This window comes from Campylobacter showae (genome assembly GCF_004803815.1).
Classification (GTDB): domain Bacteria; phylum Campylobacterota; class Campylobacteria; order Campylobacterales; family Campylobacteraceae; genus Campylobacter_A; species Campylobacter_A showae.
This window is the reverse complement of record NZ_CP012544.1, coordinates 1,706,583-1,721,943: the sequence shown is the minus strand read 5'-3', so window position 1 is coordinate 1,721,943 and position 15,361 is coordinate 1,706,583. Positions and strand designations below refer to the sequence as shown.

Sequence of the window (15,361 nt, the reverse complement as noted above, 5' to 3'; positions counted from 1 at the left end):
AAATTTGCGCTAGGCAAAATCAAAAAGAATGAGCAACGGGCGCACGCGGCGGGGCGGATAAATTTATGCGACTAAGGCGTAAGGCGTACTTATCTGGCTTAAATTTGACGGCTCCCGCTCGCCTCGTCGTTTGGCTATTTTGCCATCAAATTTGGCTTAAATTTGAGGCTTATAAAATTTGGCCGAGCCTTGGCTGGTTTTAGTCGGCTCGGCTCTGTAAATTCGACGGCTCCGGGTTTGCACCGCCTGTAAATTCGGCGTTAAATTTAAAGCTAGCGAATTTAGGTGGTTTTTATTTTTCTCCCGCATTTTGCACTCGGGACGGTAAAACAGACCTGCCGCAGCGAAGCAAAACCATGCAAAAAAGGCTCGCTCGCCACACTCTAAGCCCAACAAAAACGAGCCCCAAAGCCAAATTTACACATATCCCTGATCTATCATCGCATCGGCCACCTTGCGAAAGCCCGCGATATTTGAGCCAAGCACCAGATTTCCCTCGTCGCCAAACTCCTTGCTCGTCTCGTAACTAAGCTCAAAGATATGATTCATTATGCCGTGCAGTCTATGATCGACCTTTTCAAAGCTCCACGCGGTCATGCCGGCATTTTGCATCATCTCAAGGCCTGACGTGCCCACGCCGCCCGCGTTTGCCGCCTTTGCCGGAGCGAAGTAAAAATCCTTTTGCGCTAGCATAAAATTTATCGCATCAAGCGTGCTTGGCATATTTGCTCCCTCAGCCACGAAGCGACAGCCGTTAGCGTAGAGCGTCTTTATGTCGGCTAGGTGAAGCTCGTTTTGCGTCGCGCACGGAAACGCACCGTCGCACGGCACGTCCCAGACGCCGTTTCTGCCCTCTTTGTATTCGCTTACGCTTACGTATTTTGCATTTGGTCTAAATTTGACGTACTCGCTAAGGCGCGCGCGTTTGACTTCTTTTAGCTCTTTAAGCACCGCTAGATCGATGCCCCCTGCGTCGTAAACGTATCCGTTTGAATCAGAAACCGTGATAGGCAGCGCGCCTACTTGATAGAGCTTTTCTACTGTGTAGATGGCGACGTTTCCGCTACCGCTTATGCTGCACTTTTTGCCCTCTAGCCCAAGGCCCGCTTTTTGCAGCATATTTTGCGTAAAATAAACCAGTCCGTATCCGGTCGCCTCCGTGCGCGCTAGGCTGCCGCCCCAGTTTAGGCCTTTGCCCGTTAGTATGCCGTCAAACCTGCCCGTGAGCTTTTTATACTGCCCAAACATATAGCCGATCTCGCGCGCGCCCACGCCGATGTCGCCTGCGGGCACGTCTACGGTGTTGCCGATGTGGCGGTAAAGCTCGGTCATAAACGCTTGGCAAAAGCGCATTATCTCGCCCTCGCTCTTGCCTTTTGGATCAAAGGTGCTACCGCCTTTTGCGCCGCCAATATTTACGCCTGTTAGTGAGTTTTTAAAAATTTGCTCAAACCCTAAAAATTTTAGCACGCCAAGATCCACGCTAGGATGGAGTCTGATGCCGCCTTTATAGGGGCCCACGGCTGAGTTAAACTGCACGCGGTAGCCATTATTTACCTGCGGTCTGCCGTCGTCATCCGTGTAGGTAACGCGAAATATCACCGTGCGCTCAGGTATCACGATACGCTCTAAGATAGCGTGTTTTTGGTATTTGCTCTCTTTTTTTATAAGTGGCTCGAGGCTGTTTAGCACCTCGGTCGCAGCCTGCACGAACACGCCTTGGCCCGGATTGGTTCTTTTTATCCACTCCATCGTTTTTTCGATGTACTCGCTCATCTTCACTCCTATTCGTCAAATTTTTGTAGTTGAATATTAACTCTCCTAGAAAAAATTTTTATTTAAATTTATTTTTATATTTTTATTTTAGGCGATAAGTGTTACGTATCGAAACTAAATTTATCAAACGTAACTTTTTGATAAATTTGTTGTAGTTTTGTTTGGGCTTTTGACGGAAATTTTGGTCGGCTTTGGCGGGACTATGCTAAATTTAGGATATTTAAATTTGCGGCGGCGCGTTTTTGCCGTTTTAGTTTTTGCGTATTTGACGAGAATTCGTCAAATTTGAAATTTAGCGGGCAAATTTGCGGCTATTCTCGTAAAATTTATTTTTTGGCTAAATTTGAGCTTGTTGCAAATACGGATTAACTTTATAGGAGTATTTCAATCTACGTAAAGCGGTAAATTTGAAAATGCTGGAGTAAATTTGGGCGGGTTAAAATAGTAAAAAATCAAATTTTAGCCCAAAGCGGGCTAAAATCGGTTACATATCCTCTTTGATTTCGTCGTTGCTGCGAACGACTAGGCCAGAGCCATGGATGACGCTAGGGATGCATGCCGTGCAGATGTCGACCTCTTCGCCGTTTTTGTGGGCGCGGATAAATACGGCATTTTCGTTTTCCGTGCTTTTTTGTCCGCAGACGTTGCAAACTACGATATTTTCAGTTCTCATTTGTTTTCCTTTTTTAAAAATTTCGGCTTATTTTATTTAGTTTTTCACTGATTTAAAATGATTTACGTCAAGCGCGAAGTCTCGCGTAAAAAGAAAAAATGCGAAAAATAAATAACGAAAAAAACCTGCAAGAAAAGCCCGAAAATAGGCACCAAGCAAAGCAGGTAAAAGCACAGCGCGGCGGCTTTAAATTTATATCCGCCGTAATCAAGCAAATAAAGCTCAAATTTGTGCCGCGAGAGGGCGTTTGGCGCAACGTCGATGAAAAGTAGCGAATAATAAAGGTAAAAAAACGCGGGGTGCAGGGCAAGGAAATTTAGCGCGGGCACTGCTAAAATCGGCAAACAAATGAGCGCGATCAGAAAAAATTTGAGCAAAATTTGACCCATGAGAGCCGTTTGGCGAGCTAGGCTGACGTTTGCTAGCTGCGCCTCGTCCACGCGGTAGTGCCTGCGGTTTATCTCGCGGGCGACCACTGGAGTGAGAAAGCCTGCAACCGCTAGCGCGCAAAAAATCGAAAGCATAACGACTAGATATACGCCGACCGCGTAAAATATCGCGCCGATGAGCCATTTTGCGATGCCTAGGCTAAGGATTTTAGCCGCCATCGGATACTCGGCCAGTGCGCCGGCCTCACCAGATACGGCCGCGTTTAGCGCCTCGTACAGCTCACGTCCGCCAAACATCGCAATAGCCGCGATAATAAGCGCGGAAAAAACGAGCGGCAGGATAGAGAGCGCGATAAATTTGGGCGTGAAAAGGTCCTTTATCGAAAGGCGTAAAATATCAGCGAACAACGAATCTCCATTTGTTTAAATTTACAGCCGTCATGCGGCAAAAGGGCACCTAGGCTCAGCTTGGGTCAAATTTGACGATTTTAAATTTGTCGGCAAGCCTGGCTAAATTTACTCAAATTTGACCCATTTTTACTCGAAGCGGCTAACAATGCTAGAGCTTGCAAGCAGCGCAAATTTTACCGATTAAAGGGCGGCGCTTTAGTTAGCGGAGCCAAACCGCGCTCAAATTTAAAACACCCGTCCGCGTAAACCGCGTCAAGCCAAATCGCAAAAACTTTGCGGCTAAGCTTTTGGCTAAATTTGCCAAATTTAGCGAGCCGCGCCGCAAATTTTATTTTACCGCCTTGTACTCGGCCTCTAGCGCGGCGTAGATATCATCCACGCTTTTTAGCCCGCGAGCTAGAATCTCGTTCATCACGGCGTTATCTTCTTTGCCGTTCCAGACCTTTTTATACGCACCCTCTTTGTAGCCGTGATCTTGGCGGAAGCGATTTAGCACGTTTTTACCTACGTAGCACTCGTAAAGCGAGCTAAGATTTACGCCGCATTTTAGGCTCATCGAGAAGTAAATTTTAAGCAGGTCAAAGAGCGAATACTCAAAGCCGGAGCACTTGTTTATGAGCATTTCGACGTCGTTTATGATCTCGTAGATGTTTTCATCAGCGACGTTAAACGGCTCGCGGCAAAACGCATCAAAGCCGCTGCTAGCGCAGATGTCGCTTGAGAGCTTTGCGATATCGCCGAGGTTATTTAGCTTGTACTGCTCGAGCATCAAGCTCATCAAAAAGTGCCAGATATCCACGACCTCGACGCACAGATTTTCTTCATTTGTCGGTGCGTTTATGCTTTTCCAGTGCTTCCAGGCAAAGCTATCTATGAGCTCGGCGCACTCCATATATATGCAGCGTTTCCAGTTGATGAGTTTGCCGTTTTTGTTGACGCCGTTTTCCCAGCCGATGCCGTTAGTATCGTCGTTTAGGCTCTGCTGGAGATTTAGCATTTGGGTGATTTTTTCATTCGCGTTCATAAATTTTCCTATTTTTAAAATTTATGAATTATAGCGAAAATTTTAAACCGCGAACTAAACGTAAAATTTAAAGCTATCCAGCTGAGAAATGAGCTCGTCAAAGAGCTTTTTGGAGTTTTGAAGTAGTCTGTTATCCGCTTTGTTTTGCTCCATCAGCCTATCAAAAAGCTTTAGCATGCCGTCTGCGATAAAATTTTTATGATTTGCGTCTTTTATCTCGGGAAGCTCCTTGCGAAGGGAGTTTGCGAGATTTGTCACGCGTGAAAATATCGGATCCTCGCCATCTTTGACGTTTTTCATAAATTTATCTATGCTGGGCACTATTTTTTCTAGAGCGATTGCTAGTTCCTCTTTATCGCGCGCGTCCAGACCGTCGCCTTTATACGAAAAGCTATAGCCGTACTCGTGCGTGAGAGTGAGCGCAGATGCCGATGCGCCCGCTGTTTTAGCGCTAGCGTAGTCTACTGTTTTGTTATCGTACATTTTTAGATTTATTTCGTCGCCGCTACTGGTTTTAAAGCTAAAATCAAAGCTGTTTAGGCTCGCGCTTTGGTAGTTTTGTAGTTTCATAATTTGCCGTCCTTTTGGCTTTATATCGGCTAAATTTCTTTTTTCTTAATACCCCTTGCGCTAAAATCACTCAAAAAAAGGATGAAAATGTGCTGTTTTGCAACGCGCGTATTTTTGCTCATTAGCGCGACCGTTTTGAGCTTTGTTTTGCACGGATTTTTCCCGCAAATTCCCGTCGTCGCGTTTTATTTTTTACTGGCAAATTTGATCTCGCTTACGATATTTTCGCTATTTTTCGCGGGCAAACTCCCAAGCTTCGTTAAGCCCGCGGCAGTGCACTATTTTAGCTTTATCGGCGGCTTTGCGGCTGGGCTTGGGGTGGCTTTATTTAAACGCGAAAAAGCGGGAGCTAAATTTGTCAAAATCGAGCTTTTTATCTTTGTTTTTTGGCTGATTTTAGCTTGCTTTTTGGCGCTAAATTTTAGCTGGGTTTCGGCAAATTTGACTCAAATTTTTAGCGCTTAAGGCGGACGAAATGGATGAGAAAATTTTAAAATTTATCCGCAAAATGCACCTGCTTAGCCTTGCTGTTTTAGATGATGGCAGACCATACTGCGCGAGCTGCTTTTACGCTTTTGACGAGGAAAATTTGGCTTTTATCGTAGCTGGCGGAGAGCAGAGCGCTCACGTGAGGGCGTTTTTAGCAGAGCCTGGCGTAGCCGGCACGGTAGCGCTTGATACGAAGGTGGTGGGCAAGATAGAGGGCGTGCAGTTTCGCGCCCTAGCCGCCCCCGCAACCGCGCAGCAGATGAAAATCTACTTCGCGCGCTTTCCTTATGCTTTGGCGATGAACCCGAGCCTTTATGCTTTGAGCCTAGGCTGGGTTAAATTTACGCATAATGCGTTGGGGTTTGGGAGGAAAATGATCTGGCAAAGAGATTGATCTTTGCTATTTGCGGCTTGTCTCGCGAGCGCTTTTGAGAGAGATTTGAAATTTTAAGTCTGCGGCAGACTATTTGTCTAGCCTTGACTTAAAATTTCTGCACAACTCTCAAAATCATCTCGCGATACTTCGCCTTGACTTTTTCTATTCAAATTTGAGTTGCCCAGGCCCGCACCTTGAAAATGTTAAATTTAAATTTTGCGGCGCGATAGCGTTAAATTTAACCTGCACGTAGTGCAGCAACCTCTCACGTGCAGTGGGGTTAGAGAGGGCTTGGGAGAGGAAGGGGCGACGCTTCGTAAGTAGAACCCCCCTCCTCTCCCGAAAAAAAGAAAAAGGGAGCTCTTTTGCTTCGGCTTTGCCTCGCAACTGCTAGCAGAGCGTAATTCAAGCCCCTTCCCCTTTAACAAGAAAGATTGATTCGCTCAAAAATTCTAATTTATAACGCCAAATTTGATCAAAACCAAATTTAGCATCTTAAAGGCGCGGGTCTCGGTGAGTAAAATTTACATTCAAATTTGCAAATTTGACTCAAAATTTGAGTGTAAAGAATCAAGGCAAAGTGTCTTGCGATGAATTTAAATGTTGCGAAGAAATTTTCGACCGAAGATAGAACACGTGGTTCATCGAGGGAGGAAATTTCTAGCTCATTTAAAGGCGCGCAAGAGACGAGCCGCCAAAAAGCAAAATTTACTCGCCAAATACATCAAGTTTTTTATCATATTCCTTTGTCTCTACCCCAAAAAACCCCAGCAACGAGCTAAAAACATTATCATGCGAGACGGCGTCGTCTTTTTGTGCGCGCAGGCGAGCTAGCGTGGCTTCGTCGCTTGCGTACGCCATCATCGGGATGCGTTTTTGCGTCTCGGGCGCGATGGCGTAGGGCATGCCATGTAGATAGATGCCGTTTTCGCCCAGGCTCTCGCCGTGATCGGAGAAGTACCAAACCGCGCTTTTATCGCTGCCAGCAGCCTTGACCGCCTTTATCACCTCGTCAATGAAAAAATCGGTAAAAAGCAGCGTGTTGTCGTAGGTATTTACGATGCTTTCACTATCGCAGGAGCTAAGCTCGCTCGTGTCGCAAGTCGGGATAAATTTGCGAAATTCGCTCGGATAGCGGGCGTAGTAGGCTGGGCCGTGCGAGCCTTGCAAATGTAGGACGATGATCTCGTTTTGCGCGAGATTTTCGAGGCGTTTTTTGAGGGAGGGCAGCATATTCGTATCGTATCCGGCGTCAAAATACTCGACGTCGCCCGCGTCCAAGCGGTCGCAAACGCCCTTACATTTGCCCGAGTTGTTGCCCAGCCACACGACCTTGACGCCCACGCGTTTTAGGATATCAAGCGCGTTTTCGCTAAATTCTTTACTGCTGTATTCGCTCCTTGTCGATTTTGAAAACAAGCACGGCAGCGAGACGGCTGTCGCAGTTCCGCACGAGCGAGCGTCGCCGAAATAGACCAAATTGGGCTCCTTTTTCGTGTAAAAATTCGTGTCGTTTTTAGCGTATCCGCCGAGCGAATAGTTTTTCGCGCGCGCCGTTTCGCCGACAATCAGCACCATCAGCCGTCGCTCGCGGCTCGGCTTCATCGTAGCGTCCATGCCGATTTGTTTAAATTCGGGCTTGAAAAACTCCATTTTTATATACTTTTGCGTCGCGTAAATCGGATAAAACGGCAGGTTGTAGGCTCTGATGAAGCTATTTTCGCGAAAAAACGGGATAATAGACTTAGTCTGCGAAAAAAATAACCCCGCCGCTAGCGCAAAAAAGCCTATAAACGTTAAAAATTTGATCTTTATATGCCGCTTGGCGCCGCCGTACTCGATCCTCGCAAATGCGACCAGAAGGCAGGGCAAAACGCCCAAAAATAGCATATAGCAAACGAGTTTTGGATTTAAAAAGCTTAATACCTCGCCCGCGTCCGTTTGCGCGACGTTTCTTATCATTTCGCTATCGATTATGATACCGTAGCTTTGCATGAAGTAGCTGCTAGCGCACGTAATAGCGATCGCAGCGATACTAACGGGCTTAGCAAGATAGGGCAAAAAAACGAGTGAAAAGAGCGAGCAAAGCAGCGAAAAATAGATGATCGGCAGGCTTGCGGCCATTAGCGGATGAGCTTCAAAGCTAAGCCTTGAATAAATAAAATTAAACAGCCCGAAATTTAGCGCGGCGATAAAAACGGCGTTTAAAAGCGTAAATTTAAACCAAGAAATACGTAGCTTCATAGCTTTCCTAATATTGATAATAAGAGCGAAACTTTATCTAAAAAAAGCTTAAAGCTTTAATCATTCGGCGCGATTTTGGTGCCAGACGGGTTAAATTTTCGCAGCTTGCTCTCTTACCGGTTTTGCAAACGGCGGCGTTTGCGTGGTTTTGCGGTTAAATTTAGCCGTATTTTTATAAATTTTACGCGCCCGGCTAGCCAAACGACGGATTCTTGGGATTTGGCGGCGTAGCCTGCTTTTTAAAGTGGGCGGTTAAACTCGGCGTAAATTTAAGACCCGACTAGCGCAAAGTCACTACTGTTTTTGCCGTCAAATTTCACTCCGCTCTTAAAAAATTAGCGAAAAAATAGCCCACGCCCAAGTTATCGCAGCCGTGCAGATAGAGAGGCAAACGGCGGCGGAGGCGCAGTCTTTGGCGATTTTAGCTAGCGGATGAAAGTCTGGCGAAACGAGATCCACTACTGCTTCGATCGCGGTATTTAGGCACTCGCAGACTAAAACGAGGCCAAAAACGGCGATCAGTAGGGCGTGCTGTGCCGCAGAAACTGGTAAAAATAGCGAAACTAGCGCGAGTGGGAGGATAACGCAAAGCTCAAAGCGAAACGCCGCCTCGTTTTTTAGCATCGCGGCAAGCCCCTCGAATGCAAATTTGGAGTTTTTGAAAAAGTCGTATTTTGGTTTCATATTTTGCCTTTAAATTTGCGCAATGATAGCGTAAATTTGCTTTATAAGGCTCTTTTGCGGACGGCGCGGTTATTTAAGCGTAGCCAAATTTACCGCTCAAATTTGATAAAATCCGGCCTGCGTAAATTTACTCCTCGGAAATCCTTGAAGTCCTATAAAGCAGCGCAAACGCCGCCGCTCCGATAAGCGCAAAGCTCGCGACCATAGGCGTCAGCGTGCCACGAAACATCTGCCCGATCGCGACGCCGATAGGAAGCGAGATAAAGGTCGAAGCCGAGCCGATCAGCGCGGCCGCCATGCCAGCGATCTTGCCCATGGGCTCCATCGCCATCGCGTTTAGGTTGCCAAAAAGTATGCTCACGCAAAAAAAGCTACTCATGCAAAACGCCATAAAAGCCCACAGCGGCGGCACTCCGTCATACGCGATGACGACTGGCAAAAACGCGACCGCGATAACGCAAAACGCTCCCATGGCGCGCATGCTAAGGTAGCGCATGCCGTAGATCATCACGAGCTTTGCGTTTATCATCGATGCGGCGCCTAGAGCTAGGGCGTTTATAGCAAAATAGATAGGAAACTCGTCGCCCAGCTTGTAACTCACCTCGAAAATCTGCTGAGCGGTGCTGATATAGCTCAAAAACATCCCAAAAATCAGCCCCAAAACGATCGTATAGCCTGCGGTGCGCCTGTTTTTCACTACCTGCGCGGCGTCGCGTTTTATCAAATTTAGGCTAAATTTATTGCGATTTTGCGCAGGCAGAGTCTCGCTCTGACGCAGTCCAAACCACGCTAGGCACGCAAGTCCCATAAAAGTAAGCATCAAAAATATGCTGCGCCAATTATAAATTTTAAAGATAAAGCCGCCGATAATGGGAGCGAGTGCCGGCACGATGATGAAGACGGCCGCGATAAAACTCATCACGCGAGCCATCGCGCGCCCCCCGTAAAGATCGCGGATAAGCGCCATCGCGATGATCCTAGGGCCCGCAGCGCCTAATCCCTGGAAAAATCTGCTCGCTAAAAGCGCGGTAAAATCGCTCGTTACGACCGAAATAAAGGAGCTAGCCGTAAATATCGCAAGTGCTAGCAGCACGGCGTTTCGTCGCCCGATAAAGTCGCTAAGCGGCCCGTAAAATATCTGCCCGACGGCAAATCCCGCAAACATCGAGGATATGACGAGCTGGGTTTGGTTTATCTGCGTCACGCCAAGATCCAGGCCCATTTGCATGAGTGCCGGCAACATCGCGTCTGTACTCATAGCTCCAAGCGAGGTTAGAAGCGCCATGAGAGCGATAAATTCTACGAAAGGCAAGGTTTTGGGGATAAATTTCATATTAAATTTCCGCTTTTTGGATTTAGGGGCGATTGTATAAAAAATAAGCTTAAATTTTGAGCTCGGTTTGGGTAGAAATTGGCGCCAAATTAAATTTGATCTATCTAAAAAACTCGGGATCAAATTTGGAGATCAAATTTAAGTCCGCGCGAGTAAATTTCGCTAAATTTAACGCTTTAGTGAGCAGCAATTTAAGAAATTCGAGATTTGCTGCGAAGTATTTAAAAGTAAAAGATGATGAGCTGGTTGTTTTTGGATTTTATTGAAATGCTTTAGATTGCAAAAATAGAGGATGGTGGTTAGAGGTGACTTGCAGAAGTGTATTAAAGCACGTATACATCGCTGTTTGATAGGTAAATTTGGGATAAAAATGTCAAAATATGAACTCAATGTTCCTAAGTTTCACGAAATCTGAAAAATGGTTATGGAAATTCCAGTTTTCAAACTATTATTTCTGTAATGCCGTATTCTAGGGATTTTGTAAGCGATGAGGTTTATTTTTTAAGTTTAGAGGGCTTAAAGTATCTCAATATTAACTTTTTTGCTTAAGATTTTGTATTTTTGTGGCGGTTTTTGGCTCGAGGCTTAATTAAGCTTCGTTGTCTTAAAATTGGCTGATGTTTCATGCTTGCCACTCGTTGGCTTTGTAAATGCCTAAAAGTTCAATGGCGTCTTTGTCGATCAAGTAGGGTATTACATAACCTTTGGCGATTAGCTCTCTTTTGTCGTCCGCTATCGCTCGTCCTAGGCGTGGATTATCCTCCAAAAGCTCCACGGCGTCCAGTAGCTTACCGACAAAATCTCGCGCCCTGCTCGGGCTATCTTTTGCGATGAAGTCAAATACAGCCCTTAACTCGCGGTTAAAGCGAGCCGTGCGCTTAATTACCATTTGGCTATCTCGTCGCGTATTCCCTCTAGCGGATAGGTTTCAAGCTCTCCGCGCCTGATCGCTTCAATGTCGGCTTCATATTCGCTAAAGCGCGATTGATATTTAGCCTCATCGCTTAGGCTTAGCTTCACGCCGTCAAATTTGGCTAGCGTGATTAATATCTCTCTCGCCTTTTCTATGAAATCGGCGTTATCCGTTCGTATGGTTAGAGTTTGCATATCCTAGCCTTTGTTTTAAAATCCGGTCTTATTTTAACCGCTCGGGGCTTAGGGTTTGTTAAAGCGGTCATTATCGCGGTCATTTCCGTAGCCGTTAAACCGTTTTGTGCTGATGGTAGCGATATTTACTTATCGGCTAGGCGGTCATTTTTTGCGCTCAAAAACGCGCTCAATTTTTCCGCCTAGTTTGGGGCTACTTTGATGAAATCGGGCTTTACTTGTCCGCCCTGCGCTCATTTTTCGCCGTTAAATTTTAGGTTTCATTATCGCGGGTTAATCTCGCCCTTAACGACGATTAGGGTTTCACTTATCTTGTCGCTTGACTTACCGTTTATCACTAATCCGATCTATCGCTTAACATATCTTTTTTATCAAAAATATGGCGCGCAAAAAATGAAATGCACCCGACCGATGTTTCGCCGTCTCGGTCGTAGAGATTTGGCCTGCCCCTACGGCTTGACTACTTTACGGGCTACGGACAAATAGGGCGGGGGTGTCCTGCCCTAAGCTCCATAAAATTACTGTGCCTTAGCGTTCATTTTAGCGTTCATTTTGTTTCTGTCGTATCGTCTTGGGCTTGATATTGTCGCGCTTTGCTTTGCTTATGGCTGTTCGTTTTAGCGTTCATTTCATCGGCGCATTTTGAGCGGATAAAATAGACTTATTCAAGGGGGTTAAAAATAGCCCCCTTTGATAAACCTAAGCGCCTTTTAGATCGCTATGCCAAACGTATTGGCCTTTTGGCTCGTCTTTGGCTTGTAAGGCGTCTATTTGCCCGCAAAGATACTTTACGCGCTCCTCTAGCTTTTCGCACTCTTTGGCGTAATAATTAAAGAGGCGGTATGCTTGCAAGCCCGTTTCAAATAAAGCGTCTGACATTCCCTTTGCCTCTCTCTTTGCTACCTCTGCTTGAAACGCTTCGCGCGCCTTATCGCCTCTTGCTCTGCTTAGATTACTCATTGCTCGCCCTTTTCGTTTAGCTCGTCTTGGAGTTCGTCGTTAATCTCGATTAGCTCTTTTATCCTGCTATGTAGCCTTTCGTTCTCGCTTTTTAGTATCATCTTATCGGCTAGCAAATTTTGGATTTTATCCTGATAGCTTTTTAGCTGTCTTAGCGCGTAAATGTTACTGCAATAGACCAGATAACCCACGTTGTAGATTATTTGCTCGCTTACCTCATCGCTGCCGCCGTTATTTTGCCTAACAAGGGCGTTAAAGCCCTCTTTGGTCGTCGGTCTGTCTGAATTAGTTAAAATGGTCATTTCTTTACCTCCTCTTTTTGTTCGGATATTTTCTTGTCTGCGTAATCTCGCACGGCTTGGGCTACGTCGTCGATCGCCACGCTTAGGAAATAAGACGCGTTCGCCATTGCGGCGGCATTGGTTCCTACGCCTTTTTGCAGATACGGCAAAGCATAAACTAGTGTGCTAATAGCGTTTAGCGCGCTTGGTATCTCGTTTGTTAGGTCTAGCTCGTCGGCTATGTCGAATGTTAATTGCATTGGGTCTCCTTTGTGGTAAGTTACTTATTTAAGTATTAATAAGGCATATTATACAATTAAATAAATATCTTGTCAAGTCTTTAGATACTTATTTAAATAGTTTTTGGTATAATTGCATAATCAAATAAGTATGAAAGGCTACATTATGGATAAAAAAGAGTTTAATAACCTGCTTAAGCGCGCTAAGCTCTCTAAAAAAGAGTTTGCCGAATTGGTCGGAGTTTTGCCAAGCTCGGTTAATAATTGGGGCGGTTCTCAAAATGTACCGTATTGGGTCGAGAGCTGGCTTATTAACTACATTAAGGCTGGTAATTTCGACAAAATAGGCGAAATGTTTAAAAGTCTTGATACCGACACCTAAAAATCCCACCGCTTTAAATCTCTCTCCGATAGCTACCTATGTTAAATATACCTAGCTTTTAGGCTTGATTGTCTCTCGTCTAGCTCTATGAATTAAACTCACCCAGCTTTTAGGTTTTCCCTTTTTTTGTGGATAACCTCTCACGCCTAGCTTTAACGGGTCAAATATTCGGCCGGTTGGGTTTCCCCTTTTTTGCGGATAACCTTTTTTTTCAGGATTTTTTGAATAAGTCCGTTTTCATTTTTTCGTGAAATCCAAAAAGGGCGGGTTGAATACCACCCCCTTTAAACTCAGGGGGGTGTCGGTAACGCCCTTTTACTTTGCGCCTATGGGCTAAATTTGACTTAGGGCATAATGCGCCTATGACCTAGATTAAATCTACCTCATCGCTTTGGTTATGCGTTCCATTTTTTTGTGGAATGACGATTTTAGAGGCTCGGCTCGTTGCCTTATTTTTAAGGAGACGGACAAAGCTCGCATTTAAGGGCATTGTTACGTAAGCCGAAAATTAAGCGCACGCGCTAGGCTAAAAAGCTTTTGATCGTGCATGTTGCCGCCTTCGCCCTTCGAGGAGGGAGGCGTATGCTCTACTCAAAAATAACCTTACCCTATTTAAACGCAAAATAAAGCCCGCTGCTTGATTTTAACTCTTTTTGATGTTTTTGTATGTCTTTTTATTCAGTATTCAAAATCAAGCCGTTTGAGTTTGACTACGGAGCATTATTTGGACTGGGCTAAATTTTCTTTGTCCGACTGATTTATTTTGATTTATTCTCGCTTTGAAAATCGAGGCGTGTTTTTTGCCTTTAAAGGTAGGGATGAGGTCTTAATCTTGTTTTTTTCTTAAAGCTCAGTTTTTTTCAGTTTTTTAAAAAGGTTAAAAAACTCAGAGGCACGTATTTTAGGGGTTTAGAGCGTTATTTTTTTTAGTTTTTTAACGTATGCGAAACTCTGCCTAAAAAACTGAAATAAACCGATAAAAATGATAAAAATACAAAAAAGACTAAAATTTAAAAAACTGAAATAAAAAGCCTTGAAAAGCCCGTAATAGCAAGGGGTTTTAGTTTTTTAAGTTCGCTAAAAAACTAAAAAAAACTGAAAAAAACTAAAAAACTGAAATATGGAGATAAATACATATAAAAATATAAATAGATATAAATTTATTTATGTATTTATGTATTTATTTTTATGAGGGCAGGGCTTCACCTTTTTACAGGTCTAGCCCTTTATCGGTTATTCTTTGAATTCGTATGCTTTCACAGCATTGTAAGGTATGGGGTTTATCGTATTGTCGTTCTCGTCTATGAGCTTGTAGATATTTGAGTTTCTAGCTCCTTTGATGATGATGTATTCTTTTTCGTCATATCGTTTTAGAAACTCCCATAGGGCATTATTCGACAATACCTCTACGGCTTGCGCTTTGGCTAGGCTTTTTATCTCTCTAGCCAGATCGCTTTGGATTATTCCTATACGATTATCTTTGATGATTTGCAGAGTAAGCTCAAGCGTGTATCTCTCTTTATCGGTTAGAGCGTATTTGTAATAATCAGCCTGCACTAGTTTAAAATCAGCTCCGTTTATAATAAAGGCTTTATGTTCAGCCCCGTTTCTTGCTTTGGTGGGCTTTAGTGTTACTGCCAGCTTGCCCTCGCTTTTGTCCTGGTCGTTGGTTTTGTTGGATAGAAAATATGCAGTATCTACGCTATCGATAAAGGCTGTCGCCCCCTTGTAGGCTTCGTTGTTCTCGTCGGGATTTTTACTTTGTTTGGGTTGATGGTGCAAAAATATTACGGTAGCCCCATTGTCTCTAAACGCCTTTAGGCTGTTGAGGTATGGCATTACTACGCTGTCGCTTCCTAAGTCGCCTTTGATGAAGTCTCTTATGCTATCAATGATAACTAGCGTTCCTTTTAGTTCATTTGGTGCAAGGTTCTCGGCTAGGTCGCTTAATACGCTGTATCGGTCTATCGACTGCCCCTCGCTGTTTTGTTTAAAGAGCGGGTAGTATTCTATCTTTGAATAGGTTTTTAGTATTTCATCGACACGCCTGCGTTTTAGCGTGGTGTAGCCGTTGTCGCCGTCTAAATAGATAAGTCTGTTTATCTTTTGTGCGTCTAAGAGCCACACGCCTAAAATTAGAGCCAAAAAGCTCTTACCGCTTCCGCCGGTAGCGTATATCGTCGTTATACTTTGCTCCATCAAAAAATCGTCTATGAGCCAAACGGGGTTAAAGTTCGCTATCTCATCGGGATAAATCCTAAATTCCGATAAGGAATTAAAATTTAGATTTACTTTGCCTTTCTTTTTTACCTCATCGCTTTTTCTCATATCCGGCTTTGTCGGAGTATTCTCATATACCGGCAGCGCTTTGGGTGCGTTGATAAAATCGTCGTCTGAAAAATTTAATAATCCGCCGTTCATTT

General features: G+C 44.6%; 17 protein-coding genes. 3 read left to right on the top strand and 14 right to left on the bottom strand.

Going from position 1 to position 15,361, the window contains the following annotated elements:
• Positions 1-417: 417 nt before the first annotated feature.
• The 5 genes from gdhA to CSHOW_RS08475 all read right to left on the bottom strand — a co-directional run bounded on the left by gdhA (position 418) and on the right by CSHOW_RS08475 (position 4,843).
• Entirely contained in the window at positions 418-1,776 is a 1,359-nt protein-coding gene (gene gdhA / locus CSHOW_RS08495; protein ID WP_002949206.1) for an NADP-specific glutamate dehydrogenase, read from the bottom strand.
• Positions 1,777-2,260: 484 nt separating this feature from the next.
• On the bottom strand, positions 2,261-2,449 hold the full coding sequence (locus tag CSHOW_RS08490) for a hypothetical protein (protein ID WP_002949209.1): 189 nt from the start codon (positions 2,447-2,449) through the stop codon (positions 2,261-2,263).
• Between the two features lie 62 nt (positions 2,450-2,511).
• Positions 2,512-3,246: an EI24 domain-containing protein gene (locus CSHOW_RS08485; RefSeq protein ID WP_002949210.1), complete on the bottom strand. Its 735-nt coding sequence runs from the start codon at positions 3,244-3,246 to the stop codon at positions 2,512-2,514.
• A 331-nt stretch (positions 3,247-3,577) separates the two neighbouring features.
• On the bottom strand, positions 3,578-4,273 hold the full coding sequence (gene dut, locus CSHOW_RS08480) for a dUTPase (RefSeq protein ID WP_002949211.1): 696 nt from the start codon (positions 4,271-4,273) through the stop codon (positions 3,578-3,580).
• 54 nt (positions 4,274-4,327) lie between these two features.
• Complete coding sequence (locus CSHOW_RS08475) at positions 4,328-4,843, bottom strand: hypothetical protein (RefSeq protein WP_002949212.1); 516 nt, start codon at positions 4,841-4,843, stop codon at positions 4,328-4,330.
• An 87-nt stretch (positions 4,844-4,930) separates the two neighbouring features.
• Here CSHOW_RS08475 and CSHOW_RS08470 point away from each other — a divergent pair, with 87 nt between their 5' ends.
• Together CSHOW_RS08470 and CSHOW_RS08465 are read left to right on the top strand one after the other, a co-directional pair.
• A complete protein-coding gene (locus CSHOW_RS08470) occupies positions 4,931-5,308 on the top strand; it encodes a hypothetical protein (RefSeq protein ID WP_002949214.1) in 378 nt (125 codons plus the stop codon).
• 10 nt (positions 5,309-5,318) lie between these two features.
• Positions 5,319-5,726, top strand: coding sequence for a pyridoxamine 5'-phosphate oxidase family protein (locus CSHOW_RS08465; protein WP_002949217.1), 408 nt, complete (start codon positions 5,319-5,321; stop codon positions 5,724-5,726).
• Between the two features lie 690 nt (positions 5,727-6,416).
• Here the strand turns inward: CSHOW_RS08465 and CSHOW_RS08460 are convergent.
• The 8 genes from CSHOW_RS08460 to CSHOW_RS08425 all read right to left on the bottom strand — a co-directional run bounded on the left by CSHOW_RS08460 (position 6,417) and on the right by CSHOW_RS08425 (position 12,577).
• Entirely contained in the window at positions 6,417-7,952 is a 1,536-nt protein-coding gene (locus tag CSHOW_RS08460) for a phosphoethanolamine transferase (protein ID WP_002949223.1), read from the bottom strand.
• Between the two features lie 327 nt (positions 7,953-8,279).
• Positions 8,280-8,636, bottom strand: a complete 357-nt coding sequence (locus CSHOW_RS08455; protein WP_002949226.1) for a diacylglycerol kinase — start codon at positions 8,634-8,636, stop codon at positions 8,280-8,282.
• Positions 8,637-8,763: 127 nt separating this feature from the next.
• Positions 8,764-9,969, bottom strand: a complete 1,206-nt coding sequence (locus CSHOW_RS08450) for a multidrug effflux MFS transporter (RefSeq protein ID WP_002949227.1) — start codon at positions 9,967-9,969, stop codon at positions 8,764-8,766.
• Positions 9,970-10,591: 622 nt separating this feature from the next.
• Positions 10,592-10,858: a type II toxin-antitoxin system RelE/ParE family toxin gene (locus CSHOW_RS08445; protein WP_002949231.1), complete on the bottom strand. Its 267-nt coding sequence runs from the start codon at positions 10,856-10,858 to the stop codon at positions 10,592-10,594.
• Positions 10,852-11,076, bottom strand: coding sequence for a hypothetical protein (locus tag CSHOW_RS08440; RefSeq protein WP_002949233.1), 225 nt, complete (start codon positions 11,074-11,076; stop codon positions 10,852-10,854). Before CSHOW_RS08440 ends, CSHOW_RS08445 begins: the two co-directional genes overlap by 7 nt.
• Positions 11,077-11,775: 699 nt before the next feature.
• Positions 11,776-12,036 carry a hypothetical protein gene (locus CSHOW_RS08435; RefSeq protein WP_002948898.1) on the bottom strand — a complete coding sequence of 87 codons (261 nt, stop codon included), beginning with the start codon at positions 12,034-12,036 and terminating at the stop codon, positions 11,776-11,778.
• Positions 12,033-12,338, bottom strand: coding sequence for a hypothetical protein (locus CSHOW_RS08430; RefSeq protein WP_002948899.1), 306 nt, complete (start codon positions 12,336-12,338; stop codon positions 12,033-12,035). The genes CSHOW_RS08435 and CSHOW_RS08430 overlap by 4 nt, the downstream gene beginning before the upstream one ends.
• Entirely contained in the window at positions 12,335-12,577 is a 243-nt protein-coding gene (locus tag CSHOW_RS08425; RefSeq protein WP_002948900.1) for a hypothetical protein, read from the bottom strand. The genes CSHOW_RS08430 and CSHOW_RS08425 overlap by 4 nt, the downstream gene beginning before the upstream one ends.
• A gap of 145 nt (positions 12,578-12,722) precedes the next feature.
• On the opposite strand from CSHOW_RS08425, the gene CSHOW_RS08420 reads away from it, so the two are divergent.
• On the top strand, positions 12,723-12,938 hold the full coding sequence (locus CSHOW_RS08420; RefSeq protein WP_002948796.1) for a helix-turn-helix domain-containing protein: 216 nt from the start codon (positions 12,723-12,725) through the stop codon (positions 12,936-12,938).
• Between the two features lie 1,233 nt (positions 12,939-14,171).
• Here the strand turns inward: CSHOW_RS08420 and CSHOW_RS08415 are convergent.
• Positions 14,172-15,359, bottom strand: coding sequence for an AAA family ATPase (locus CSHOW_RS08415; protein WP_002948795.1), 1,188 nt, complete (start codon positions 15,357-15,359; stop codon positions 14,172-14,174).
• Positions 15,360-15,361: the final 2 nt, after the last annotated feature.